General features: G+C 67.1%; 23 protein-coding genes. 11 read left to right on the top strand and 12 right to left on the bottom strand.

Translation table 11 applies throughout. The features are described 5' to 3' along the window. Positions 1-38 precede the first annotated feature (38 nt). Both VGV58_RS16170 and VGV58_RS16165 read left to right on the top strand, forming a co-directional pair. A complete protein-coding gene (locus tag VGV58_RS16170; protein ID WP_326875055.1) occupies positions 39-908 on the top strand; it encodes a carbohydrate ABC transporter permease in 870 nt (289 codons plus the stop codon). Beyond that, positions 905-1,708: a carbohydrate ABC transporter permease gene (locus VGV58_RS16165; RefSeq protein WP_326875054.1), complete on the top strand. Its 804-nt coding sequence runs from the start codon at positions 905-907 to the stop codon at positions 1,706-1,708. The genes VGV58_RS16170 and VGV58_RS16165 overlap by 4 nt, the downstream gene beginning before the upstream one ends. A 179-nt stretch (positions 1,709-1,887) precedes the next feature. Here the strand turns inward: VGV58_RS16165 and VGV58_RS16160 are convergent, their stop codons facing one another. Further along, positions 1,888-2,667, bottom strand: coding sequence for a DUF2189 domain-containing protein (locus tag VGV58_RS16160; RefSeq protein WP_414644041.1), 780 nt, complete (start codon positions 2,665-2,667; stop codon positions 1,888-1,890). A 222-nt stretch (positions 2,668-2,889) separates the two neighbouring features. On the opposite strand from VGV58_RS16160, the gene ligA reads away from it, so the two are divergent. Next, positions 2,890-5,040: an NAD-dependent DNA ligase LigA gene (ligA, locus tag VGV58_RS16155; RefSeq protein WP_326875052.1), complete on the top strand. Its 2,151-nt coding sequence runs from the start codon at positions 2,890-2,892 to the stop codon at positions 5,038-5,040. An 18-nt stretch (positions 5,041-5,058) separates the two neighbouring features. Here ligA and VGV58_RS16150 read toward each other — a convergent pair whose 3' ends face one another. From VGV58_RS16150 to VGV58_RS16140, 3 genes are read right to left on the bottom strand one after another with little or no spacing between them, the layout of a single operon-like run. Further along, entirely contained in the window at positions 5,059-5,832 is a 774-nt protein-coding gene (locus VGV58_RS16150) for a M50 family metallopeptidase (protein ID WP_326875051.1), read from the bottom strand. A gap of 50 nt (positions 5,833-5,882) precedes the next feature. Then, positions 5,883-7,133: a peptidase T gene (pepT, locus tag VGV58_RS16145; protein WP_326875050.1), complete on the bottom strand. Its 1,251-nt coding sequence runs from the start codon at positions 7,131-7,133 to the stop codon at positions 5,883-5,885. Positions 7,134-7,158: 25 nt separating this feature from the next. After that, a complete protein-coding gene (locus VGV58_RS16140; RefSeq protein ID WP_326875049.1) occupies positions 7,159-8,178 on the bottom strand; it encodes an AraC family transcriptional regulator in 1,020 nt (339 codons plus the stop codon). Positions 8,179-8,261: 83 nt separating this feature from the next. Here VGV58_RS16140 and VGV58_RS16135 point away from each other — a divergent pair, with 83 nt between their 5' ends. The 5 genes from VGV58_RS16135 (at position 8,262) to VGV58_RS16115 (ending at position 12,423) form a co-directional block, all read left to right on the top strand. Next, complete coding sequence (locus VGV58_RS16135; RefSeq protein ID WP_326875048.1) at positions 8,262-9,473, top strand: MFS transporter; 1,212 nt, start codon at positions 8,262-8,264, stop codon at positions 9,471-9,473. An 85-nt stretch (positions 9,474-9,558) separates the two neighbouring features. Beyond that, the gene (locus VGV58_RS16130; protein WP_326875047.1) at positions 9,559-10,422 is read left to right on the top strand and encodes an AraC family transcriptional regulator; all 864 of its coding nucleotides are present in this window, start codon (positions 9,559-9,561) and stop codon (positions 10,420-10,422) included. An 11-nt stretch (positions 10,423-10,433) separates the two neighbouring features. Beyond that, positions 10,434-11,144, top strand: coding sequence for an AzlC family ABC transporter permease (locus tag VGV58_RS16125; RefSeq protein WP_326875046.1), 711 nt, complete (start codon positions 10,434-10,436; stop codon positions 11,142-11,144). Then, positions 11,141-11,440, top strand: coding sequence for an AzlD family protein (locus VGV58_RS16120; RefSeq protein ID WP_284170957.1), 300 nt, complete (start codon positions 11,141-11,143; stop codon positions 11,438-11,440). Before VGV58_RS16125 ends, VGV58_RS16120 begins: the two co-directional genes overlap by 4 nt. 20 nt (positions 11,441-11,460) lie before the next feature. Next, positions 11,461-12,423: a PLP-dependent cysteine synthase family protein gene (locus VGV58_RS16115; RefSeq protein ID WP_326875045.1), complete on the top strand. Its 963-nt coding sequence runs from the start codon at positions 11,461-11,463 to the stop codon at positions 12,421-12,423. Positions 12,424-12,563: 140 nt separating this feature from the next. Here VGV58_RS16115 and VGV58_RS16110 read toward each other — a convergent pair whose 3' ends face one another. Further along, a complete protein-coding gene (locus VGV58_RS16110) occupies positions 12,564-14,396 on the bottom strand; it encodes an aminopeptidase P family protein (RefSeq protein WP_326875044.1) in 1,833 nt (610 codons plus the stop codon). Between the two features lie 305 nt (positions 14,397-14,701). Between VGV58_RS16110 and VGV58_RS16105 the strand changes: the two genes are divergently transcribed. Further along, positions 14,702-14,947 (top strand): hypothetical protein, encoded by a 246-nt coding sequence (locus tag VGV58_RS16105; protein WP_326875043.1) that lies wholly within the window; start codon positions 14,702-14,704, stop codon positions 14,945-14,947. 58 nt (positions 14,948-15,005) lie between these two features. After that, positions 15,006-15,134 (top strand): hypothetical protein, encoded by a 129-nt coding sequence (locus VGV58_RS16100; RefSeq protein ID WP_326875042.1) that lies wholly within the window; start codon positions 15,006-15,008, stop codon positions 15,132-15,134. 47 nt (positions 15,135-15,181) lie between these two features. Here the strand turns inward: VGV58_RS16100 and VGV58_RS16095 are convergent, their stop codons facing one another. Together VGV58_RS16095 and VGV58_RS16090 are read right to left on the bottom strand one after the other, a co-directional pair. After that, positions 15,182-16,129, bottom strand: coding sequence for a 50S ribosomal protein L11 methyltransferase (locus VGV58_RS16095; protein ID WP_326875041.1), 948 nt, complete (start codon positions 16,127-16,129; stop codon positions 15,182-15,184). Between the two features lie 169 nt (positions 16,130-16,298). Continuing rightward, positions 16,299-17,054 (bottom strand): SDR family oxidoreductase, encoded by a 756-nt coding sequence (locus VGV58_RS16090; protein ID WP_326875040.1) that lies wholly within the window; start codon positions 17,052-17,054, stop codon positions 16,299-16,301. Positions 17,055-17,178: 124 nt separating this feature from the next. Here VGV58_RS16090 and VGV58_RS16085 point away from each other — a divergent pair, with 124 nt between their 5' ends. After that, the gene (locus tag VGV58_RS16085) at positions 17,179-17,574 is read left to right on the top strand and encodes a winged helix-turn-helix transcriptional regulator (protein ID WP_326876153.1); all 396 of its coding nucleotides are present in this window, start codon (positions 17,179-17,181) and stop codon (positions 17,572-17,574) included. Positions 17,575-17,604: 30 nt separating this feature from the next. On the opposite strand, the gene VGV58_RS16080 is transcribed toward VGV58_RS16085, so the two are convergent. From VGV58_RS16080 to VGV58_RS16060, 5 genes are all read right to left on the bottom strand, one after another. Beyond that, positions 17,605-18,093, bottom strand: a complete 489-nt coding sequence (locus VGV58_RS16080) for a hypothetical protein (protein ID WP_326875039.1) — start codon at positions 18,091-18,093, stop codon at positions 17,605-17,607. 127 nt (positions 18,094-18,220) lie between these two features. After that, positions 18,221-18,805, bottom strand: coding sequence for a TetR/AcrR family transcriptional regulator (locus tag VGV58_RS16075; RefSeq protein ID WP_326875038.1), 585 nt, complete (start codon positions 18,803-18,805; stop codon positions 18,221-18,223). A gap of 104 nt (positions 18,806-18,909) precedes the next feature. After that, on the bottom strand, positions 18,910-19,332 hold the full coding sequence (locus tag VGV58_RS16070) for a GNAT family N-acetyltransferase (protein WP_326875037.1): 423 nt from the start codon (positions 19,330-19,332) through the stop codon (positions 18,910-18,912). A 32-nt stretch (positions 19,333-19,364) separates the two neighbouring features. Continuing rightward, positions 19,365-21,746, bottom strand: coding sequence for a UvrD-helicase domain-containing protein (locus VGV58_RS16065; protein WP_414643993.1), 2,382 nt, complete (start codon positions 21,744-21,746; stop codon positions 19,365-19,367). A 120-nt stretch (positions 21,747-21,866) separates the two neighbouring features. Further along, positions 21,867-22,781 (bottom strand): alpha/beta hydrolase, encoded by a 915-nt coding sequence (locus VGV58_RS16060; protein WP_326875036.1) that lies wholly within the window; start codon positions 22,779-22,781, stop codon positions 21,867-21,869. Positions 22,782-22,867: the final 86 nt, after the last annotated feature.

Below are 22,867 nucleotides of genomic sequence, written 5' to 3'. Positions count from 1 at the left end.
GCCTCGCTGCGAGGCGGCCCGCATTCCGTCTGGACGTAATGACCGCTTCACGCCGCCTACTGCCCTGGCTCCTGCTGACGCCGGCGCTCCTGATCTTCGCCGGGCTGACGCTCTATCCGCTCGGGCGGACGCTGGCGCTCTCCCTGTTCGCGACCGATTACGGCTTCGAGAACGCCAAGTTCGTTGGGCTCGAGAATTTCCGCGAGCTCTGGGACAGCCGCTTCTTCCGGCAGGCGGTGACTAACACCGTGCTGTTCACGGTGGTGTCGACAGTGCTCGAGGTCGCAGCCGGCCTGGGGCTGGCGTTGCTGCTCGACCGCGCCTTTCCCGGCCGCACCTTGGTGATGACGCTGCTGCTCGCGCCCTTCGTGCTCTCGACCATGGTGGTGACTGCGATCTGGCGCGCCTGGTTCCATTTCGATCTCGGCTTCCTCAACAACCTCCTGCGCACGGTCGGCCTGCCCGGCGTGCCCTGGCTGTTCGATCCCAATCTCGCGCTCTGGTCGATCGTGCTGGTCGACGTCTGGCAGACCGCGCCCTTCGCCTTCCTGATCATCTTCGCGGGCTTGAGGCTGATCCCGCAGGATGTCTACGAAGCCGCCCGCGTCGACGGCGCCGGGCCGTGGCGGCGTTTCCGCGACATGACGCTGCCGCTGCTCGCGCCGTATCTCTTCGTCGCGGCGCTGCTGCGCTCGGTCGACAGCTTCAAATTGTTCGACAAGGTCTATGCCATGACCGGCGGCGGGCCAGGGCAGGCGACCGAGACGGTCTCGATGTTCGTCTACCGCCAGGGTTTCCGCTTCTTCGACATCGGCCTGGCCTCGGCCGCCGCGGTGGTGATGATCGCCGTCGCCGGCCTGCTCGCGGTCGTCTATGCAGCCTCGCTGCTCAAGGGGGCGGGCCGATGATCCGGATCATCGCCGCTTTCGGCCTCTGCGCACTGTCGCTGATCCCGCTGGTCTGGATGGTTGCGACCTCGGTCAAGCCGCCGGCCGAATATGTCTCGACCTCGATCGCGCTCTGGCCGCAGGATCCGACGCTGGCGCATTACCGCGTGCTGCTAGACGGCGGGATGTGGCGGCTCGGGCTCAACAGCGTCGTGGTGGCGCTCGGCACGGTCGGGCTGTCGCTGCTGGCCGGTTTGCCGGCGGCCTATGCGCTGGCGCGCTTCCAGTTGCCGAAGCGCTTCGACATCGTCTTCCTCGGCTTCGTGCTGGTGATCAAGCTCGCGCCGCCCATCGCGCTCGCGATCCCGCTCTACCAGGTGCTGCGGGCCCTCGGGCTGCTCGACACCCATCTCGGGCTGATCCTCGCCAACCAGATCCTGGCGCTGCCCTTCGCGATCTGGATGCTGCTCGGCTTCGTCCGCGACGTGCCTTACTCGTTTGAAGAAGCGGCGATGCTCGACGGGGCCGGTTTCGTGAAGCGGCTGCTGGAGATCGTCGTGCCGCTGCTGATGCCGGGACTGGTCGCGACCGCGGTGTTCGTCGCGATCATGAGCTGGAACGAATTCCTGTTCGCGCTGCTCTTCATCCAGACGCCGTCGAAGTTCACCCTGCCGGCGTTCATCGCGACGCTGATCAACGAGGACGAGACCTTGTGGGGCAAGCTCTCGGCGATGGGGCTGATCGCCTCGCTGCCGGTGCTGTTCGCGGTCGGGCTGGTCCGGCGCGGGCTGACGCGCGAGGTCTCTGTCGATCAGCATTGAGGGGTTGAAGAGCGCGGGGAACCCTTCTCCCGTGTGGGAGAAGGGCAGGGGTGAGGGCCTGCCTTTATCCACAGAAGGCGCGGCGGCTCCGCCTCGCCCCAACAATAGGCGGCGGCCCCTCACCCCTACCCCTCTCCCATCCGGGAGAGGGGATCCCGCGCTTGTTTGGTAAGCGGCGCCTACCGCGGCACGACCTTGCGGTAGAGATGCCAGCTGGCGTGGCCGAGGATCGGCATGACCACGATCAGGCCGACCAGCACCGGCAGCGAACCGAGCACCAGCAACGCCGTGAGCGTCAGCGCCCAGTACAGCATGCCCCCGGGGCTCTTCTCGACAGCCGCCATCGAGGTCTTCACCGCGGTCCCCATGCTGACATGCCGGTCGAGCATCAGCGGGAAGGAGATGACCGTCATCGAGAACACCAGGATGGCGAAGAGCAGCCCGAGCGCATTGCCGAGGATGATCATGGTCCAGCCGTTCGCCGTGGTCAGCAGCGGCGTCATGAAGCCCTCGAGGGAGTCGAGCGGGACATCGCCCATCAGCCAGCGATAGATCACCCAGGCGCTGAACAGCCAGGCGAGGAAGACGCCCATCAGCAGCGCGCCAAGCGTCGCGATCTGGCCGATGCCGGGCGAGTGCACGACGTCGAGCGCATGCTTCCAGGAGGTGTCCATGCCGAGCTCGCGGCGGCGGCTGATCTCGTAGAGGCCGATCGCGGCGAAGGGGCCGAGCAGGGCGAAGCCCGAGGCCAGCGGGAACAGCAAGGGGAAGATGTTGTAGCTCACCGTCAGCCGGGCGAGCAGGATGCCGGCGATCGGATAGATCAGCGCGATGAAGAGCAGGTGGCTCGGCTGGGCGATGAAATCGGCATAGCCCTGCCTGAGCGCATCCTTGATGTCGGCGATGCCGATCTCATTGACCGGCAGGGCATCGGCAGGCGCAGCATCGTTCGCCGCCATCGGGGGATGATGGATATGGGTATCGGCCATGGCGTTCTTCCCGGTTGCGGCCCGGTTCGCCTAGGCGGTCCTGACGCGATCCTCCGGTCAAGACCTGCGAGGCGTCGAGCATCCATTTCAGCGGGGGAAGCCTACACCCGACGCGCTCCTGCCACAAATCGGCGTACCCAAATCGTGAAACAGGCGCTTCGCAGGAAACCTCCCCTGAACTAGAACTGCGCCATGGCCGACACTGTTCCCACTCCCGTCGAAGATTTGACGCCCGAAGCCGCCCGCGCGGAGCACCAGCTGCTCGCGCCCGAGATCGCCGCGGCGAACGAGGCCTATCACAGCGATAGCGCGCCGATCATGGACGACGCGACCTTCGACGCGAAGTTCCGCCGGCTGACGGCGCTTGAAAGCGCTTTCCCAGAGCTGAAAGGCACCGAGGCGCTGTCCGACAAGGTCGGCGCCAAGCCCTCAGGCAAGTTCGCCAAGATCCGGCATCGCGTGCCGATGCTTTCGCTCAACAATGCCTTCGCCGACGAGGACATCGCCGATTTCGTCACCCGCGTGCGGACCTTCCTCGGCCGCAAGGACGACCAGCCGATCGCCTTCACCGCCGAGCCGAAGATCGACGGGCTCTCGCTCTCGCTGCGCTATGAGAAGGGCGAGCTGGTCAGCGCCGCGACGCGCGGCGATGGCGAGGAGGGCGAGGACGTCACAGCCAATGCCCGCACCATCTCCGAGATCCCGCACCGGTTGAAGGGCAAGGACGTGCCTGAGATCGCCGAGGTGCGCGGCGAGATCTATCTCGGCCATGCCGATTTTGCCGCGATCAACCAGCGCCAGCGCGAGAAGGAGGAACGGGAGTTCGCCAATCCGCGCAACGCCGCCGCCGGCTCGCTGCGCCAGCTCGACGTCTCGATCACGGCGAGCCGCCCCTTGCGCTTCTTCGCCTACGCCTGGGGCGAGATGCCGGTCCTGCCGGCGCCAACGCAATTCGGCGTGGTCGAGGCCTTCGCGCGCTGGGGTTTCAAGACCAATCCGCTGATGGCGCGCTGCGAGAGCGTCGAGGCGCTGCTGGCGCATTACCGGTCGATCGAGGCGCAGCGCGCCACGCTCGGCTACGACATCGACGGCGTAGTCTACAAGGTCGACGATCTCGCGCTGCAGGCCAGGCTCGGCTTCGTCGCGCGGGCGCCGCGCTGGGCGATCGCGCATAAATTCCCGGCCGAGCTCGCCACCACCGTGCTGGAAGCGATCGACATCCAGGTCGGCCGCACCGGGGCGCTCTCGCCGGTTGCGCGGCTGAAGCCAGTGACGGTCGGCGGCGTCGTCGTCACCAATGCGACGCTGCACAACGAGGACTATATCCGCGGCTTCGATTCGAAGGGGCTGCCGATCCGCGACGGCAGCGACATCCGCATCGGCGACACCGTGACGGTGAAGCGCGCCGGCGACGTGATTCCGCGCGTCGAGGCGGTTGATCTCGCCAAGCGCCCGGCCGATGCACAGCCCTACGTCTTCCCGACGAGTTGCCCGGTCTGCGGCTCGGATGCGGTGCGCGAGCATAATCCGCGCTCGGGCAAGGAGGATGCGGTACGCCGCTGCACCGGCGGGCTGATCTGCGAGGCACAGGCGGTCGAGCGTCTCAAGCATTTCGTCTCGCGCGATGCGCTCGACATTGACGGGCTCGGTGACAAGCAGATCGAATTCTTCCACGACGATCCCGACCTGCCAGTGAAGCAGCCGGCCGACATCTTCACGCTGGCTGAGCGCGATGCGGCGAACCTTAAGAAGCTGAAGGACAAGGAAGGCTTCGGCGCGACCAGCACCAAGAAGCTGTTCGAGGCCATCGACGACCGGCGCAGGCCCCCGCTGAACCGCTTCATCTTCGGGCTCGGCATCCGCCATATCGGCGAGACCAATGCCCGTCTGCTGGCGCGCCATTACGGCTCGTTCGAGGCGCTGCAGGCCGCCTGCCTCGCCGCCGAGAACCCCGAGAGCGAGGAGCGCGCGGCGCTCGATGCGATCGACGGCGTTGGTCCGACCGTGGTCGAGGCGCTGCTGCAGTTCTTCGCCGAGGAGCACAATCAGCAGATGCTCACCCGGCTGCTGGGCGAGGTGACGCCGCAGCCGCTGGAGGCGGTGGCCTCGTCCAGCCCGGTCGCCGGCCAGATCGTCGTCTTTACCGGCGCGCTGGAGCGCATGACCCGCGACGAGGCCAAGGCGATGGCCGAACGGCTCGGCGCGAAGGTCGCCGGCTCGGTCTCGTCGAAGACGGATCTGCTGGTGGCGGGGCCAGGAGCCGGCTCGAAGCTCAAGGACGCCGCCAAGCACGGTGTCAAGGTTATCGACGAGGCAGGGTGGTTCGAGCTGGTGGGTGGGTAGAGGCGGATCGGCGCTGGCTCAGGGCTCCTGCGGCTTGGCCGCGAGCAGGCGGCGTCCCTTCTTGAAGGCGGCCCAGTTCGGCGCGAAGTCTGGTGGGGCCCAGATCAGCATACCCGCCAGAAGGCTCATGACGAAGGCGAGCTTGGCCAGGATCGCCAGCCCAGTGCCACTGAGGCCGAGCCAGAACAGCGCGCGAGCCCTGCCATAGCGCCGCTCGATCCAGTTGTGCGCCAGCCTGCCGCCATCCAGGGGATAGGCCGGCAGGAGGTTGAGGAAACCGAGGACGAGATTGATCCAGCCCAGCCAGTGCAGGACGCGAAGCGGCACCGGGTCAAACTTTGGCGGTGGCGACAGGAACACGGTGCGCCCATGCTCGGGATCGGCAATTCCTAGCAATGCAGGCGCCTGCAGGAGCAGCCAGTAGGCCCCGAGGCAGACTAGCCCGAGCAGGAGATTGACCAGCGGCCCGGCCCACAGAATCCGCTGCTCCTCGGCACGGGTCCAGTGCTTGGCTTGCCACGTCACGTCGCCGCCGAGGGCGTACAGCCGGATGAGCGAGGGCTTCAATCCGACCCGCTTTGCCACGGCGGCATGGCCGAGCTCATGGGCCAGCACCGACAGCATCGCGCCGATGCCGACCAGAACCGCAGCGATCAATCCGTCCGCACGGAAGCCGCGCCAGAGCGGATAGGTGAGCAACGTCGCGACGAGCGGCATGCCAAGATAGAGTTGGATCGTCGGCTGTCCCGGGAAACGGAACTCCAGGCCGCCTTTCAGTGATTTGACCTGCAAGATTGCGCCCCGACGCCAGACCCTGCCGATCATTTCAACGAACTTCGGAGCTACCGCAAGTTGGTTGTCGCCGACCGCGGTTGCGCCGCTAGCGTGCAGATCATCCGTGCCACCTCATACGACTTCTCGAAGGCCGGGACGGGCAGGAACTCGTAGCGCGAGTGGAAATTATAGGCGCCGGTGAAGAAGTTCGGCGTTGGCAGGCCGCGGGCCGAGAGCGCCGCGCCATCGGTGCCACCGCGCATCGGGATCTGCATCCTGCGGATCTGCAGCGCTTCCAGGGCGCCGAACAGCAGTTCGACCGGGCGCTGGTCGTCACCCAGGCTGTCATGGATGTTGCCATAGGTGTCGCTGACCACACACTCGACCCGGCCGGTCGGATAGAGCGCGGCGATCTCGGTGGTGACCTCGCTGAAGCGGCGCTTGCGCGCTTCGAAGCTTTGCCGGTCGAAATCACGGATCAGCGCCCCAAGCTTCGCCTCGCTGGCATTGGCGGTGATGGCGTTGAACCAGACATAGCCTTCGCGCCCCTCCGTGTTCTCCGGCGTCTCAGAGCGGTCGAAGCGGCTGATGAGATCCTGCGCCATCAGCACCGGGTTCACCAGCACGCCCTTGGCCGACATCGGATGGGTGCTGACGCCTGTGAGCGTGATCTCCACGGCGGCGGCGTTGAAGTTCTCGATCACGACTTCGCCAAGCTCGCAGCAATCGATCGTATAGGCGAAGTCGCAGGGGAAGCGGGCGAGGTCGAGGACCTTGGCGCCGCGCAGGCCGATCTCCTCGTCGGGGACGAAGGCGACGGCGATGTCGCCATGTTTGTCCTCCGGCCTGAGGTTGGCGAGCAGGGTCATGATCACTGTGATCGCCGCCTTGTTGTCAGCGCCGAGCACGCTGGTGCCATCGCTGGTGATGATCTCGGCACCCTGCCAGTGGCTGAGTTGCGGATGCTCGGCGACGCGCAGCCAGATGTCCTGGTCGCGGTTGAGGCAGAGGTCCTTGCCCTCGAAGCGCAGAAGCTGTGGGCGGATATCGGGCGACAGGCCGGCGTCGAAGGTGTCGAGATGGGCGATGAAGCCGATCTTGGGGGCGCCGGCGACGGTGCCGCGCTTCACTGCCGTGACGGTGGCGCGGTCGTCGATCGCGACATCGTCGAGGCCGAGCCCGCGCAGTTCGTCCGCAAGCAATTCGGCGAGGCGTTGCTGGCCCGGCGTGCTCGGCAGCGTCGTTGCTCTGATGTCGCTCTGGCTGGTGACCGCGACATAGCGGAAGAAGCGCTCGATCAGTTGCTGGCGGATGCTCATGGTCGTTCCGTCGAAGGCGTGGCGGTCATTGGTCGGTGATACGCGCCGGGACGTTGCCGGCAGGGGAGGCGTCGACGGGCCGTGTCGCGCGGATCGGCGGCTCGGTATTGCGGAAATGGCTCGGCGGCTTGCCGATCACCCGCTTGAAGGCGCGGCTGAAGGACGCCTCCGAATCGTAACCGAGGCGGCGCGCCACGGCCGAAATCCGCATCCGGTCGCGCTCCAGCCACTGCCTGGCCTGGTGCATCTGGACCTGCAGGACATAGCGGGCCGGGGTCTCGCCGACGACGCTGGCGAAGCGCTCGGCGAAAGCGGAGCGCGAAGCGTGCATCACCCGGGCGAGCGCATCGACCGTCCAATCCTCGCTCGGGTTGAGATGGATCGCGGCTAGGACGCGGCCGATATCGGGATCGCGAGCGGCGGCGACCCAGCCGGTGGCGCTGCCGCAGCCACGCTCGACCCAAGAGCGGATCAGGGCGGCGGCGACGACATCGGCGAGGCGGGTGAGTATGCCGCCGGCGCCAACCCGGTCGAGCGCAAGTTCACACGCCATGGTGCCGAGCAGTGCCGGGATTGCCGGCTCGTGCACTGCCATTTCATGCACCCACATCAGTTCCGGCATCATCCGCAGCATCGGGTGCTGGGCATCGACGTTGAAGCAGAGGCTGGCGCTGAAGAACAAGGTCGCATCGCCTTCTCCCGCCCCGCCGCGCGCCTCGGCGATCTCGCCGCAGCAATGCTGGAAGGCGCAGTTGCCATTGGGTTTCGCCGAGAGGCCGGGCTCGCTGGCCAGCGCATGCTCGACGCCGCGCGGCATCAGCACGGCATCGCCCTGTTCGAGCCGGCACCACTCGCCCTCGGGCGTGCGCAGCCAGCAACCCCGCTCGGCCATGAAGTGGAGGCGGGCCGCCGGCTGGGCCGGGAACAGCAGACACCACGGCGTCGTCATCTCGTATCGGGCATAGTCCACACCCTCGAGGCGGAGGCCGCGGAGCATCTCCGTGAGCGGGTCCGGTCCCGATTTTCTGGACGATTGGGCAAGCATATCGGATTTTCTAGCATGGAAGCTCCAGGCGGTCACGCCTAACTCCGGTGTCCGAACTTCTCCGGTCTTTTTTGGAGCATCCGATGTCGGATTCCTTGTCAGCCACAGCCGATGCCGAACTCGTCGGCATCGTGCCCGAAGAGCGCACGGCCGTCTGGCCGGCGGTCTTCGCTCTCTCCATGGGCGTGTTCGCCCTGGTCAGCGCCGAATTCCTGCCCGCCAGCGTCCTCACCTCGATCGCCGCCGATCTCTCGATCAGCGTCGGCGCCGCCGGGCAGACCGTCACCGTGACCTCGCTGGTCGGCGTCGCCGCCGCTATCTTCACGCCGATCGTCACCAGCCGCTTCGACCGGCGCCTCGTGCTCTGGTCGCTGCTCTCGCTGCTTGCCTTGTCGAGCCTCGTCACGGCGCTGGCGAACGGCTTTCTCATGCTGCTGGCGGCGCGCTTCCTGCTCGGTCTTGCGCTCGGCGGCTTCTGGTCGATGGCGCCGGCGCTGACGCTGCGGCTCGTGCCGGCGCAGTCCGTGCCAAGGGCGCTGGCGTTGATCTCCGCCGGCGTCTCGGCGGCTTTCATCGGCGGCGGACCGCTCGGAGCCTATCTCGATTCCCTGATCGGCTGGCGGGCAGTCTTCGGGCTGTCGGCTGCGCTTGCCGGCGTCGCCCTGCTGGCGCTGCTGGCGACGATGCCGTCTCTGCCGCCTCAGGCGGCGCCGCGGCTCGGCACTCTGGGAGTGCTGCTCTCGCGGCCGAGCATCCGGCTGATGCTGATCTCGGTGCTCGTCATCATCTCCGGGCAGTTCACCGGCTTCACCTATATCCGGCCATTCCTCGAGCATGCGCCGCAGCTCGGCGTCGCGGCGATCACCATCGTGCTGCTCGGCTACGGCCTTGGTAATGTCGTCGGCAATTTCGCCGGCGGCGCGGTGGCGGGGCGCGGGGTCAAGCTTGCGATCGTTTCCTTCGCGCTGGCGATCGGCGTGCTGGCGCTGGTCATGCTCCAGTTCGGCGCCTCGCCGATCGTCGCGGGGATCACGGTCGCGCTCTGGGGCTTCGCTTTCGGCTTCGCGCCCGTCGGTTTCCAGACCTGGATGGTGCGGGTTGCGGCCGATCACGCCGAATCGGCAAGCGGCTTGGTGACGGCGGCCTTCCTGGTCGCGATCGCCAGCGGCGCCGTGCTGGGCGGCCTCCTGGTCAACCATGTCGGCGGGCTTGGCCCGATCGGCTACATGGCGTTGGCGACGCTCGCAGGCGCGCTCTTGGTGCTGGTCGCTGGCAAGGAGCCGCCGCGTCCCTGACTCCTGACAAATGGCGACGATCGCGTGATCGTCGCCATCACTTTTCTTCAAGACATGCGGACGCGGTTCCGCTCTATCTTGCGCCATGGATCTGATCAGCCAAGGCGACGCATTGCAGGAGATGCCGCTCCGGGAGGGCGAGCACGCCCGCCTGTTCACGGCGGCGCGCTTCTCCGGGCTGGAATGCCTGTCGGCGCGGTTCTCGACCCATACCTATTCGCCGCATGCCCATGAGACCTATGCGGTCGGCACGATCCTCTCGGGCTGCGAGCTCTGGCATGCGCGCGGCCGCACGCTCTTCGCCCGCACCGGCGATCTCGTCTTCAACCATCCGCTCGACGTCCATGACGGTGCGCCGAGCGAGGGCGGCTATCGCTACCGGATGACCTATCCGACGATCGAGCTGATGCGCGAGGTCGCGATCTCGCTGACCGGCGACGAGACGATCGGCACGCCGTTCTTCCCCGAGCCGACCGTGCAGGACCCGGAGGGCTCGGCGCTGTTCTCGGAGGCGCATCGCGCGCTGGAGGAGGGTGGCGACGGCCTCGCCGGTGAGGAAGGCCTGCTGCGCGCCTATGCCTGGTGCCTGTCGCGCCATGCCGATCTCTCTATTCGCGACATCGGGCGCGAGCGCGGGCCTATCGCGCAGGCGAAGGAGCTGCTCGAGCAGCGCTATGACGAAGACCTGTCGCTGGCGGACCTGACGCAGCGCTCCGGCCTGCCGCGGCACCACCTTATCCGGGCCTTCCGGCGTGAGACCGGGCTGACGCCGCATGCCTATCTCGTCGATGTCCGCGTCCGCCGCGCCCGCGAGCGGCTGCGGCGTGGCGAATCCCCCGGTGCGGTCGCGGCCGCCACCGGGTTCTGCGACCAGGCGCATCTGACCCGCGCCTTCAAGGCGAGGCTTGGCGTGACGCCGGGCGTCTTCCGCGCCGCCCATCACGGCTGATGGACAAGACGATGAGCTGGAAAGACGAAGCCCGGGCCGGGCTCAATGACATCTGGCCGGCAGCGCTGGCGGCCGTGCCGATCGGCCTGCTCTTCGGTGCGCTCGCCGCCGGCAAGGGCCTCTCGCCGTTCGAGGTCTTCCTGATGAGCGTGCTGGTCTTTGCCGGCGGAGCGCAATTCGCCGCGGTCGAGCTCTGGACGCACCCGGCGCCGATCTTCGCGCTGGTGTTCTCCACGGCGCTGATCAATGCCCGCCACATCCTGATGAGCGCCTCGATCGCGCCGAAGCTCAAGGGCTTCTCGACGCCGCAGCTCTTCGGCGGGCTCTACTACATGGCCGACGAGAACTGGGCGCTGGCCGAGAAGCGCGCGCGCAGCCATCCGGTCACGCCGGCCTACTGGTTCGCCATGATCGTGCCCTTCGTGCTTGGCTGGCTGACGACCTCGACCACCGGCGCGATCATCGGCGCCGCGCTGGGCGACCCCAAGCGCTATGGCGCCGACTTCGCCTTCACCGCGCTGTTCATCGCCCTGACCGCTGCCTTCTGGAAGGGCCGGGTCACGGCCTGGACGGTGGCTGCCGCCGGCATCGCTTCGGCGCTGGCCTACAAGCTCGCCGGACCGCCCTGGCATGTGCTGGCGGGCGCGCTCTGCGGCCTCGCCGCAGCCTGGACCGCTGCCGGCGACCTCGCCGAGAAACCCGTCGAAAGCCCGGCCGAATGAGCCTCGACCCGATCAATCTCGCCGCCTTCCTCGGCATGGCGCTGGTGACCTATCTCACCCGCATTGCCGGCCTCGCCCTCGTCGGCCGGCTCAACCTCTCGCCGCGGGCGCAGGCCGCCTTCGATGCGATCCCGCCGGCCGTGCTGATCGCCGTGATCGCGCCCAGCGCACTCGCGACGGGCTGGCCGGAGACGGTGGCGGCACTGGTCTGCGGTCTTGCGGCGACGCGGCTGCCGCTGCTCGGCGTGGTTGCCGTAGGGGTCGCGACCGTGGTTGCCTTGCGCATGGTGGCCTGAAACCGACCGGGAGGAGACGCATGCGCCCCGTGATGGATTCCGTGGTCGAGGCGATCGGCGATACGCCGCTGGTGCGGCTCGATCGGCTGACGCGGCATCTCGGCGTCAGCGGGACCGTCTTCGCCAAGCTCGACTATCTCAATCCCGGTTTCTCGAAGAAGGACCGGGCCGCGCTCGGTATCATCGAGGAGGCGGAAGCGTCCGGTGCGCTGAAGCCCGGCCAGACCGTGGTCGAGCTCACCTCCGGCAATATGGGCACTGGGCTCGCCATCGTCTGCGGGATCAGGGGCTACCCCTTCATCGCCGTGATGTCGAAAGGCAATTCCGAGGAGCGCGCCCGGATGATGCGGGCGCTCGGGGCCGAGGTCGTGCTGGTCGAGCAACTGCCGGGCTCGGTGCCGGGGCAGGTCTCGGGCGGCGATCTCGAACTCGTGGACCGCGAAGCGAAGCGGATCACAAAGGAGCGCGGCGCCTTCCGCGCCGACCAGTTCCACCGCGACGGCAATTGGCTGGCGCATTACCGGACGACCGGGCCGGAGCTCTGGGAGCAGAGCGGTGGCGCGATCGACGCCTTCGTCGACTTCATCGGCTCGGGCGGCAGCTATGCCGGGGTGACCAGAGTGCTGAAGGAGCGCAGCCCGACATTGCGCTGCTACGTCGTCGAGCCGGCGGGAGCTGCCGCCGCGGCGGGCGAGACGGTCGCCAGGCCTGATCATCCGATCCAGGGTGGTGGTTACTCGATGGCCGATCTTGCCTTCCTCCAGGATGTGCCGGTCGACGGCTATCTGCAGGTGACCGGCGAGGAGGCGCGCGAGACGACGCGGCTGCTGGCGCGGTTCGAGGGAATTTTCGGCGGCTTCTCGGCCGGGGCGAATGTCGCGGCAGCGGTTCAGCTGCTGCGTGGGGGCGAGGCCGGGAAGACGATTGCCGTCATCGTCTGCGATTCCGGGCTGAAGTATCTGTCGACCAATCTGTGGGGGTGAGAGCTCCTTTCCTTCTCCCCTCCGGGGGAGAAGGTGGCAGCGCGAAGCGCTGACGGATGAGGGAAGGGTGGCTCACCCAGTCGTGCTGCCCTCATCCGCCTGCCGGCACCTTCTCCCCCGAGGGGAGAAGGAGGCTGCTCTCACAACGGCAAGCAAGCCTGCTCCAGCCAGGCCTTCGCCTCGCCCTCGACCAGCGGCGCGAGCTTGCTCCAGACCTCAGCATGATAGGCGTTGATCCAGGCGATCTCGCCTTCGTCGAGCAGCGAGAGGTCGATCAGCGCCCGCTCATAAGGGCACCAGGTCACCGTCTCGAAGCCGTACATGGTGCGGTCACCTCCCGGGATCACTCGCTCCTCGACCACGATCAGGTTCTCGATGCGGATGCCGTAGGCGCCTTCCTTGTAGTAGCCGGGCTCGTTCGAGAGGATCATGCCGGGCTCGAGCGGCGTGGTGCCGAGCTTGGAGAGGCGTTGCGGCCCCTCATGCACCGAGAGATAGCTGCCGACGCCATGGCCGGTGCCGTGGTCGAAATCGAGCCCGGCCTGCCAGAGCGGAGCGCGGGCGAAGGCGTCGAGCTGGGCGCCCGAAGTGCCTTTCGGGAAGACGGCGCGCGAGATCGCGAGATGGCCCTTGAGCACGCGGGTATAGCGGTCGCGCATCTCGGCCGTCGGTTCACCCACCGCCATGGTGCGGGTGATGTCGGTGGTGCCGTCCTCGTATTGCCCGCCGGAATCGACCAGGAAGATGCCGGGCTCGATCCTGCGATTGCTGGATTCGGTGACGCGGTAATGCGGCAGCGCCGCGTTCGGGCCGGCGCCGGCGATGGTGGTGAAGGAGACGTCGCGCAATTCGCCGGTCTTCAGCCGCTCGGCTTCCAGCGCCGCTACGGCGTCGATCTCGGTCAGGCCGCCCTTCGGCGCTTCGCGCGCCAGCCAGGACAGGAAGCGGACGATGGCCGCGCCGTCGCGCAGATGTGCCCGGCGGCTGCCGTCGAGCTCGGCCTCGTTCTTCCTCGCCTTCATCAGCGCGATCGGGTCGGTGCCGGCTTCGGGCATGCCACCGGCATCGCGGATCAGCGTCGCCAACGCCGAGGCGGCCGTCGCGGAATCGAGCCGGACCTTGGCCTTGTTGGTACCGAGCGCCTTGAGCTGCTGCTCCAGTGCCTGTGGCGGGGCGATCTCGCCGAGCGCGCCGATGGCGTCGCCGGCCTCGTTGGTGATTTTCTCGGGAGCGAGGAAGACGGTCGGGCGGCCCTCGAGCGGCACGATGGCATAGCCGAGCGGCAGCGGCGTGTGCTCGACATCGCCGCCGCGGATGTTGAAGGTCCAGGCCAGCGCGTGCGGATCGGAGAGCACGAGCGCATCGACCTTGGCCTTGGCAAGTTCCTGCTGGATGCGGGCGAGCTTGCTGGCGGCGCTCTCGCCGGCATAGGCGGCCGGATGCGCCTTGACCGGCGCGGTCGGCGGGGCCGGGCGGTCGCTCCAGAGCGCGTCGATCGGATTCGGCGTCACCGGCACCAGCATGCCGCCGGCCGAGGCTACGGCCTTTTCCAGCCTGGCGACGCCGTCGACGGTGTGGAGCCAGGGATCGTAGCCGAGCTTGCCGCCCGCCGGCAGATTGGCCTCGACCCATTTGTCTAGCGGCGTCTCTTCCATCTTGGTCGGCGTCACGACGCTGGTGTCGGTCTGTGCGGCGGACTGGATGGTGTAGCGGCCATCGACGATCAGCGCCGCCTTGTCGGCGAGGACGACGGCATGGCCGGCCGAGCCGGTGAAGCCGGTCAGCCAGGCAAGGCGCGCCATATGGGCGGGGACGTACTCGCCCTGGTGCTCGTCGGCGCGCGGGACGATGAAACCGTCGAGGCCCTGCTTCGCCAAAGCAGCGCGCAAGGCCGCGACGCGTGGCGCGACCTGGGACGGGTCGCTCGGTTCGGAGAAGGACTGGAAGCGGCAGGTGGCGCGGGAATCGGTCATGTCGGGCTCGGCAAAGCGGGATTTGCGGCCACACTCGCTTCCGCGCGCCTGAAAGGCCAGTGCAAAACTGCCGTTTCGCCCCTGCTTTCGCAGCAGGCGGACGCTGGCTCGCATTTGAGCGATCTGCCTCATCGCTATGCGAAATTCGCACTCGTTAATGTAATTCTGTTTCTGTCATGCGTTTTTTGCATGTTGTGCATATGCGAACATATCTTCTCGCAAGTGCGAAGACGGCCCACTTTAGTCGCATAAGAGAACGAGGAAGCGACCGGGACTGTCCTTCGTGATCTCGAGGAGAGACCCTTATGACCTATGTGCTGAATTCCACCGACGTCCTTCCGGCCGCGACCCGCGCCGAGACGACGGAAACCAAGACCGCTGGCCAGGGCTTCTGGCAGCGTCTCTATGCCGCGATGATCGAGAGCCGCCGCCGTTCGGCCCTGCGCGAGCTGCGCGCACACAGCTACCTGGTTCGCGAGAGTGAGCTGGTGCTCGGTGGCTTCCCGGCGACGACGCTGAAAAGCGACGCCGAGCTGCCTTTCAACCGTTGATCTTCAAGCGCCGCAGGCCGCGAACCGCGCCGCGCGCAACAGACAAGGAACCAGGACCATGATCGCCATCGTCAAGCATGCCTATGACTCGATCGTCGACGCCGCCAAGTTCGCGGCCGCGGTCTGGCACGACGCCCGCGCTTTGCAGGCGGAAGCCGAAGGAAAGTACGGCCACCTGGGCTTCTGAGCAGGCATGGCGGCGAAATCCGCTGCCGCTTGTTCGAAGTGTAGGGCCTAGTAGAGGCGGCGCGGCCTGGCGGCTGCGCCGCCTCTTTTCATGACCAGCGTTGCCCAGCCTTCGCGCGAGGAGCGCTTGGCCAGCGCCAGCCCCTGATGGCGATAGGCCGAGAGCACGCCGGCGACGTCCATTTCCAGCAGCCCCGACAGGATCACCACGCCGTCATCGGAGAGCGCGCGGGCGATCGCGGGTGCCAGCTTGCGCAGCGGGCCGGCCAGGATATTGGCGAAGATCAGGTCGAAATGGCGGGGACGATCCGCCTTGGCATGGCGCAGGCCCGGCGCGACATAAAGGTCGAGCGCCTGCGGGGCATGGTTGATCCTGGCATTGCTGGCTGAGACCTCGATCGCGATCGCGTCGATATCGCCGGCGACGACCTTGCGCTTGACCTGCTTGGCGAGCGCGAGCGCGAGGATGCCGGTGCCGGTGCCGACATCGATGGCGTTGCGTGGCCGGCGCTTCTTCAGCTCGGCGTCGAGCGCCAGCAGGCAGCCGGCGGTGGTGCCGTGATGGCCGGTGCCGAAGGCGAGCGCCGCCGCGATCTCGATGGCGACGTCGTTGACCTTGACCGCGTCGCGGTCATGCGAACCGTGGACCAGGACCCTGCCGGCGCGCACCGGCTGCAGGCCGTCCAGGCTGGCGGCGACCCAATCCTGCTGCTTTACCGTGGTGAAAGGCGTCGCGTCGATGCTGTCGCCGACGATTGGCCTGAGCATGTCACGCACCGCTTCTTCGTCCGGGTGCGTCGCGAAATAGATCTCGACCTTCCAGGGCGCGTTCAGCGACAGGGTGGTGACGCCGCTCTCGACCTCGAAGGCGGAGACGGCCGTTTCTGTGGGGTCGAATACCTCGCCCAGGAGCTCGGTCAAGGCGCGGGCCTTGTCGCCGCTGGTTTCGAGTTCGAGGACGGTCGCGACCGTCGCGGGGAGGAGGCCTTCGCGCATGGGCGCGGCTTAGCAGGGGCGAGGCGGCTTGTCATTCCGTTCAGCCACCTTCTTGGTCGTCCCGGGCGACCGAAGGGAGACCCGGGACCCATGCCAGAACGGTTCAGGTATGGGTCTCGGATCGGCGCCGCTGATGCGGCTTGTCCGGGACGACCTGCGCGGGGGGCGCTCAGCCGTGCTGCGCGTTGAGCTGGGCGAAGATCGCCGCGACCTGGCCGTTCTCGGCGGCGAAGCGCAGCGGCTTGCAGCGCTCGACGATGATCTCGCCGGAGGTAGGCTGGCTTTCGAGCAGCGCCATCACCTCGGCGATGAACTCGGCCAGTGGCATCGCTGCGGGATCGACCGCCTGCTGCGGGCCGAGCAATTCGGTCTGGACGTAGGGCGGGGCGATCTCGATGACCTCGACCGAGGTCTTTTTGAGCTGCTCGCGTAGTGCCATCGACCAGGCATGGATCGCCGCCTTGGTCGCGCTGTAGGTCGGCGTCGTCGCCAGCGGCACGAAGGCGAGGCCGGAGGAGACGGTCAGGATCGCCGCGCGCTCCTGCTTCAGGAGATGCGGCAGCAGCGCGGCGGTCAGCCGGATCGGGCCGAGCAGATTGGTCGCAACCGTGTCCTCGGCCGTGGCGAGGAAGTCGCCGGCGGCGACCGCCTCGCTGCGCATGATGCCGGCATTGTGGATGACGGCGTTGAGGGCCGGGAAGCTCTCGACCGCCTGCCTGGCGAAGGCGGCAACATCGTCCTTGTCCTGGATGTCGAGCAGGAGCGCCTCCATGCCTGGATTGTGCGAGGTCACTTCATTGAGCAGCGCCTCGCGTCGACCGGCGATGACGACCTGGTTGCCGGCCTTGTGCAGGGCCTCGGCCAGAGCGCGGCCAATGCCGGAGCCGCCGCCGGTGATGAGAATGGTGTTGCCGCTGATGTTCATCGCAAATCCCTTTCCTGGTTGCGAGACATCAGCTGGCGTCGCTACTCTCCAGCGGAAAGAAGGCGCCCAAAAGTTCGATACGCACCAAAAGGAAAGTGTCGGTATGCATGCGATCCGCGAGGCGATGGCGGCGATGCACAAGCGCAGCGAGGAGATCCCGCCGGTCTCGAAGGCGGTCGAATCGCTGGTCCGGCAGGTGATCGCTCAGGTCGCCGACAAATGGACGATGCTGGTGCTGGAGGCACTGGAGGAGCACGGCACGCTGCGCTTCACCGAATGCGGGCGGCTCGTCGGCGGCATCAGCCAGAAGATGCTGACCAAGACGCTGCGCGAGATGGAGCGCGACGGGCTTGTGGTCCGGACCGTCCACCCGGTGATCCCGCCGCATGTCGACTACACGCTGACCGAGCTTGGCCGCGAGCTCAGCGCGGCCTTCTGCGGGGTCTGGACCTGGGCCGAGACCTATCATGCCGAGGTCTCGGCGGCGCGGCGGGCATTCCGGGAGCGGGAGGAAGGGTAGAGGGCTGGCCGTCAGGCCGAACGCCTTGGCTCAAGCGGCCGCCGTCTTGCCCTTCCTGCGCAGGGAGATGATCTGCGCGGTCACTCCGATCACGAGCGCGGCGAGGATGCCGCCCTGCACGCTGAGAAGCAGCGGGGACTTCAAGTCCGTGACAAGCGGATGGCCGTCGGGAACGCGGCGCAGGATTTCGGTGGCGGTCGGCAGCATCAGCAGGAACACCGTCACGCTGAGGGTTATCGTCTCGACATAAGTCGCGACGGCTCGCGAGATCGGCAGGTGGCCGACGGAATAACCCAAAGCGAGCAGCAGGAGCGTCAGCGTGCCGATGACGTAGCTCACCGGCTGATGCCCGACGAGAAAGACCGTAGCGGCACCGATCACCATGGAGACCAGATAGATCGTGCCGGCCGGCGAGCGCGGCACGATCCGGCCGTGGACCGCGAGCATGTAGGCCGCTGCCGGAATGGCGGGAAGGCTGCCGAGCGTATGCACCCAGCCGAGCGTCGAGATGCCGAACATGAGGAGTGTCCTTTCATCGAGTGGCTGAAGGCAGCGAAAGCCAGCACTTCGGCCGTCAGGGGGGGATGTATCTACCTATTAGTCGGTAGGTTTGGAGGCGATGCTTTCACCCGCCGGGCGGAGTGCTCTAGTTCCGGATCGTGAGGCGCTCCAGGAGCGGGCGGGTGATGACGCCGAACATCCTGGGATCGCCATAGGCGCGCGCCGAGAGCATCGCGCCATGGACGCCGGCCAGGAAGGCTTCCGCCTCGGTTTTGGCCGTGCCGGTGAAATGCAGGCTGCCTTGTCGTGCCCCGCGTTCGAGCAGCGAGGTCAGCCAGGCCGAGAACGTCCTGAAATGCGCACGCACCTCCAGTGTGATCTCCTCGGGCAGCACCGGGATCTGACTTGCGAGCAGGGCGCAGAGGCAGAGCGGAGCACTGGCATCGACGATGCAGGCTTCCCAGTAGCCGACATAGCCGCGCAATTGATCGGCGGGGTCGGCGACCTGACGTTCCAGCGCGGCAATGCCTGCCTCGGCCTCCTGCCGATAGCGGGCAACGAGCGTGCGAACGAGCTCGGACTTGGTCGGAAAATGGTGGTGGATGCTGGCATTGCGGATGCCGACTACCTTGGCGATGTCGGCATAGCTGAAGCCGTTATAGCCGCCCTCGATCAGCAGCGACCGCGCGCAGCGCAGGATGTCGTCATAGGTCGCTGAGGGGTTGGTCATGCAGTTTTCTACCTACTAGTAAGTAGATTCGTCAAGGCAAGGGAGAGGCCGGAGCGATCACACCGTCGCGAGCCGGCAGCGCGAAACGCCGAGATCGCCGGTGCTCACAGGTCCTTGGTCAGGTAGATGCGGGTGGCGCCGGGCGGCTTGGGCGCGACCTCGCCGAGGACCTTCCAGCCGAGGCGCTTGTAGAAGTCCGGGGCCTGGAAGGTGATGGTGAAGAGCACCGCCTTGCTGCAGCCGCGCCTCTTGCCCTCATGCTCGGCCATGGCGAGCATGCGGCTGCCGACACCGGAGCCGCGCAGGCTCTGCGGCAGATAGACATAGTCGATGAAGAGCACGCCGCGCGAGGTCCGGCCGGAAAGGCCGCCCGCGAGGGCGCCGGTTTCGGGATCGCGGATCTTGACCTGGATCGGCTTCAGATCGGTCGCGCCGGCCTGTTCCTCGTTATAGCCCCGCAAGCCCTCCTGAAGCACCGACAGGAAGGTCTCGTCGATACTGTCGGTAACGATGATGTCGGGATGCATGGGGCGGTCTCCGGGAATCGCGAGACCGGACCCTAGCCTGCTTTCTGAACGAACGAGTCCAGCACCATTTTCCGACCGGCCTTGTCAAAATCGACGGTCAGCTTGTTGCCGTCGACGCTGGCGACCGAACCGGGGCCGAACTTGACGTGGAAGACGCGGGCGCCGGGGTCGAAGGCGGAGCTTCCCGTCGATTTTGCCGTCAGCTCGCCCTCGATCAGCATCGGGCCACGCTGGCGACTGCCGAAGCCGGTCCCCTGGCCAAAGCCGCGCTGGCCGGCGTCGGAGAAGCCCGAGCCCCCGCCGGAGTTGAACTTGGCCTTGTTCTCCTGGGCGCGCTGCCAGCCCGGCGTCTGATAGGAGGAGCCGAAGCTCTCCATGCGCTCGAAGCGGGAGGCGCCGTAGCCGCCCTGGCTATAGGCGGTCGGCGCCTGGACGACCTCGACATGGTCCTCCGGCAATTCGTCGATGAAGCGCGAGGGCAGGCTCGACTGCCAGAGGCCGTGGATGCGGCGGTTCGAGGCGAAATAGAGTTTCAGCCGCTTGCGGGCACGGGTCAGGCCGACATGAGCGAGGCGGCGTTCCTCTTCGAGCCCGGCGCGGCCGTTCTCGTCGAGGGCGCGCTGGCTCGGGAACAGCCCTTCCTCCCAGCCGGGCAGGAAGACGGTGTCGAATTCCAGACCCTTGGCGGCGTGCAGCGTCATGATCGAGACGCGGGCGCCGCCATCGCCGCTGTCGGCGTCCATCACCAGCGAGACGTGCTCGAGGAAGGACGGCAGGTCGGGGAATTCGTCGAGCGAGCGCACCAGCTCCTTGAGGTTTTCCAGGCGCCCGGCGGCGTCGGCCGAGCGGTCCTTCTGCCACATCTCGGTGTAGCCGCTCTCTTCCAGCACCAGCTCGGCGAGCTCGCCCTGCGGCATCGCCTCGGCCTTGCCCTGCCAGCGGGCGAAGGCCTCGACCAGTTCGCGCAAGGTCGTGCGGGCCTTGGGCTTGAGCTCGTCGCTCTCGACGACGACGCGGGCCGCCTGCAGCAGCGAGATCTGCGCGGCGCGAGCGTAATTGTGCAGCAGCTGGATGGTGGCGTCGCCGAGGCCGCGCTTGGGCACATTGACGATGCGCTCGAAGGCGAGGTCGTCGGTGGGGCTCACCACGCAGCGCAGATAGGCCATTGCGTCGCGGATCTCAGCGCGCTCGTAGAAGCGCGGGCCGCCGATGACGCGATAGGGCACGCCGACATGGATGAGCCGCTCCTCCATCTCGCGCATCTGCGCGGAGATGCGGACCAGGATCGCGACCTCGGAGAGGTTCTCGCCCTTGGACTGCATCGCCTCGATCTCGTCGGAGATCAGGCGGGCCTCCTCCTGGCTGTCCCAGGCGCCGGTGATGGTGACCTTCTCGCCGGCCTCGTCCTCGGTGCGCAGCGTCTTGCCGAGACGGCCCTCATTGCGGGCGATCAGCTTGGCGGCGGTGGCGAGGATATGGCCGGTCGAGCGGTAGTTGCGCTCGAGCCGGACCACGGTCGCGCCCGGAAAATCGTGCTCGAAGCGCAGGATGTTATCGACCTCGGCGCCGCGCCAGCCATAGATCGACTGGTCGTCGTCGCCGACGCAGGCGATGTTGCGGCGGCCCTGGGCGAGAAGCCTGAGCCAGAGATACTGGGCGACGTTGGTGTCTTGGTACTCGTCGACGAGGATGTAACGGAAGCGCTCGTGATAGCTCGCGAGCAGTTCCGGATGCGCGCGGAACAGCGTCAGGCAGTGCAGCAGCAGATCGCCGAAATCGACGGCGTTCAGCGTTTTCAGCCGGTCCTGATAGGCGGCGTAGAGCTTGCCGCCCTTGCCGGAAGCGAAGACGCCGGATTCGCCCGGCGGCACATCCTTGGGTGCGAGGCCGCGGTTCTTCCAGCTATCGATGAAGCCGGCCAGCATCCGGCCGGGCCAGCGCTTCTCGTCGATGCCCTCCGCCTGGATCACCTGCTTCATCAGGCGGATCTGGTCGTCGGTGTCGAGGATGGTGAAATCGGAGCGCAGGTCGACCAGCTCGGCATGGCGGCGCAGCAGCTTGGCCGAGATCGAGTGGAAGGTGCCGAGCCAGGGCATGCCCTCGGCGACCGGGCCGACGAGATGGGCGACGCGCTCCTTCATCTCGCGCGCCGCCTTGTTGGTGAAGGTCACGGCGAGGATCTGCGAGGGGTAGGCGCGATTGGTCGCGATCAGATGGGCGATGCGGGTGGTGAGCACGCGGGTCTTGCCGGTGCCGGCGCCGGCCAGGACCAGCACGGGCCCGTCGGTCGCCTCGACCGCCTGGCGCTGCTCCGGGTTGAGCCCCTGCAGATAGCCGGCCGCCGGCTGCGCGGCGGCGCGCGCGGCGAGACCGCCGGGACGGGGCAGGGGGGCGGAGGTGCTCTGGTCGGACAATGGCTTGGCTTGCGTGATCGTGATTCGTTCACGGTCAATATAGGGGCAGGCGTCTTGGATTGCTCGCCATCAGGAATGGTTTTCCGCGATGGCGAGCAGGCGATCATAAACCCCGCCGCATCAGCGCGATGGCAGCAGGTATCTCAGCCCCTGGGTGAAGCCGCGCGGGGCGACGGTCAGATGGTCCTCGTCGTTTAGGACGACCGATTTCAGGCCGAGGTTCGGATACTTCCGCTCCTTCAGAGCCTTCTCGAAGGCACGGTTGTCGCCGACCATGTCTCCGGTCCTGTTGAAGCGCGGATCGCCTTTCCGGACTGTCTCGTACTCGCCGACATAGAGGAACACCTTGGCCGGCAGGTCCTTGCTGCGGGCGGCATAGCCGGATTCCAGCTCGCGGTAATGCTCTCTGGCGAACCAGAATGACGGGCTGCCGAGGATATAGCCGCTGAACATTGTGGGCTCGGTGAGGAGGATCTGAGCCCCGAGCAGCCCGCCATAGGAATGGCCGAGGAAGACGCTGCGCGCCGGGTCGGTGCGATAGCGCTGGGCGATGAACGGTTTCACCTGATTGCGCAGATAAGCCTGGTAGGCTCCCGCCTTGCCATGCGTGTCGTCGTCAGCCCCTTTCGGCGTCGGCGTGTAGTCGCGCCGGCGGCTGGCCGCGCCGTCCTCGCCGTTGGCATAGGACAAGCCGACCAGGATGAACTCCTCGACCTTGGGACCCTCGCCGTTCAGGCGGCGGCTGATCTGGCGGAGGATCGGGAAGGCGTAGTCGGCGTCGGTGACGTAGAGCACCGGATATGTCCGCTGCGGCTCCTTGGCGTAGGAAGGCGGCAGGGCGACGAAGACCTGGTAGCCGCGCCGCGAGACCGGATCGGGCACGTCCCAGACTTCGCTGTCGGCGATCTCATAAGGCCGGCCATCGCCAGCCTGTACCTTCACTGCTGATTGGGGCTGGGCTTTTGCCGGAATGGCGGCAAGGCCGAAGCCGGCGGCCAGTGTGATCACGAGGGTACTCAGGACGCGTCGCAGCACGTGAAGGTTCTCCATGGGCTCGCGCCGATGACGGCGCGCGGCGAAGTGCCGGGTGAACTCGGGCGGCAATCGGGCAGGTTCGCAAT

The organism is Allobosea sp. (genome assembly GCF_035944895.1).
Taxonomy (GTDB): domain Bacteria; phylum Pseudomonadota; class Alphaproteobacteria; order Rhizobiales; family Beijerinckiaceae; genus Allobosea.
Note: the sequence above shows the minus strand (reverse complement) of the source record. Positions and strands in the feature narration are given on the sequence as shown.

What these genes read in the sequence shown, in the direction of transcription:
- VGV58_RS16130 (WP_326875047.1), top strand. Translation starts at nt 9,559, where the DNA reads ATGGATCTGATCAGCCAAGGCGACGCATTGCAGGAGATGCCGCTCCGG.
- VGV58_RS16100 (WP_326875042.1), top strand. Translation starts at nt 15,006, where the DNA reads ATGATCGCCATCGTCAAGCATGCCTATGACTCGATCGTCGACGCCGCC.
- VGV58_RS16160 (WP_414644041.1), bottom strand. Translation starts at nt 2,667, where the DNA reads ATGGCGGCGAACGATGCTGCGCCTGCCGATGCCCTGCCGGTCAATGAG.
- VGV58_RS16135 (WP_326875048.1), top strand. Translation starts at nt 8,262, where the DNA reads ATGTCGGATTCCTTGTCAGCCACAGCCGATGCCGAACTCGTCGGCATC.
- ligA (WP_326875052.1), top strand. Translation starts at nt 2,890, where the DNA reads ATGGCCGACACTGTTCCCACTCCCGTCGAAGATTTGACGCCCGAAGCC.
- VGV58_RS16085 (WP_326876153.1), top strand. Translation starts at nt 17,179, where the DNA reads ATGGCGGCGATGCACAAGCGCAGCGAGGAGATCCCGCCGGTCTCGAAG.
- VGV58_RS16125 (WP_326875046.1), top strand. Translation starts at nt 10,434, where the DNA reads ATGAGCTGGAAAGACGAAGCCCGGGCCGGGCTCAATGACATCTGGCCG.
- VGV58_RS16165 (WP_326875054.1), top strand. Translation starts at nt 905, where the DNA reads ATGATCCGGATCATCGCCGCTTTCGGCCTCTGCGCACTGTCGCTGATC.
- VGV58_RS16090 (WP_326875040.1), bottom strand. Translation starts at nt 17,054, where the DNA reads ATGAACATCAGCGGCAACACCATTCTCATCACCGGCGGCGGCTCCGGC.
- VGV58_RS16120 (WP_284170957.1), top strand. Translation starts at nt 11,141, where the DNA reads ATGAGCCTCGACCCGATCAATCTCGCCGCCTTCCTCGGCATGGCGCTG.
- VGV58_RS16070 (WP_326875037.1), bottom strand. Translation starts at nt 19,332, where the DNA reads ATGCATCCCGACATCATCGTTACCGACAGTATCGACGAGACCTTCCTG.
- VGV58_RS16075 (WP_326875038.1), bottom strand. Translation starts at nt 18,805, where the DNA reads ATGACCAACCCCTCAGCGACCTATGACGACATCCTGCGCTGCGCGCGG.
- VGV58_RS16110 (WP_326875044.1), bottom strand. Translation starts at nt 14,396, where the DNA reads ATGACCGATTCCCGCGCCACCTGCCGCTTCCAGTCCTTCTCCGAACCG.
- VGV58_RS16105 (WP_326875043.1), top strand. Translation starts at nt 14,702, where the DNA reads ATGACCTATGTGCTGAATTCCACCGACGTCCTTCCGGCCGCGACCCGC.
- VGV58_RS16095 (WP_326875041.1), bottom strand. Translation starts at nt 16,129, where the DNA reads ATGCGCGAAGGCCTCCTCCCCGCGACGGTCGCGACCGTCCTCGAACTC.
- VGV58_RS16080 (WP_326875039.1), bottom strand. Translation starts at nt 18,093, where the DNA reads ATGTTCGGCATCTCGACGCTCGGCTGGGTGCATACGCTCGGCAGCCTT.
- pepT (WP_326875050.1), bottom strand. Translation starts at nt 7,133, where the DNA reads ATGAGCATCCGCCAGCAACTGATCGAGCGCTTCTTCCGCTATGTCGCG.
- VGV58_RS16170 (WP_326875055.1), top strand. Translation starts at nt 39, where the DNA reads ATGACCGCTTCACGCCGCCTACTGCCCTGGCTCCTGCTGACGCCGGCG.
- VGV58_RS16140 (WP_326875049.1), bottom strand. Translation starts at nt 8,178, where the DNA reads ATGCTTGCCCAATCGTCCAGAAAATCGGGACCGGACCCGCTCACGGAG.
- VGV58_RS16115 (WP_326875045.1), top strand. Translation starts at nt 11,461, where the DNA reads ATGCGCCCCGTGATGGATTCCGTGGTCGAGGCGATCGGCGATACGCCG.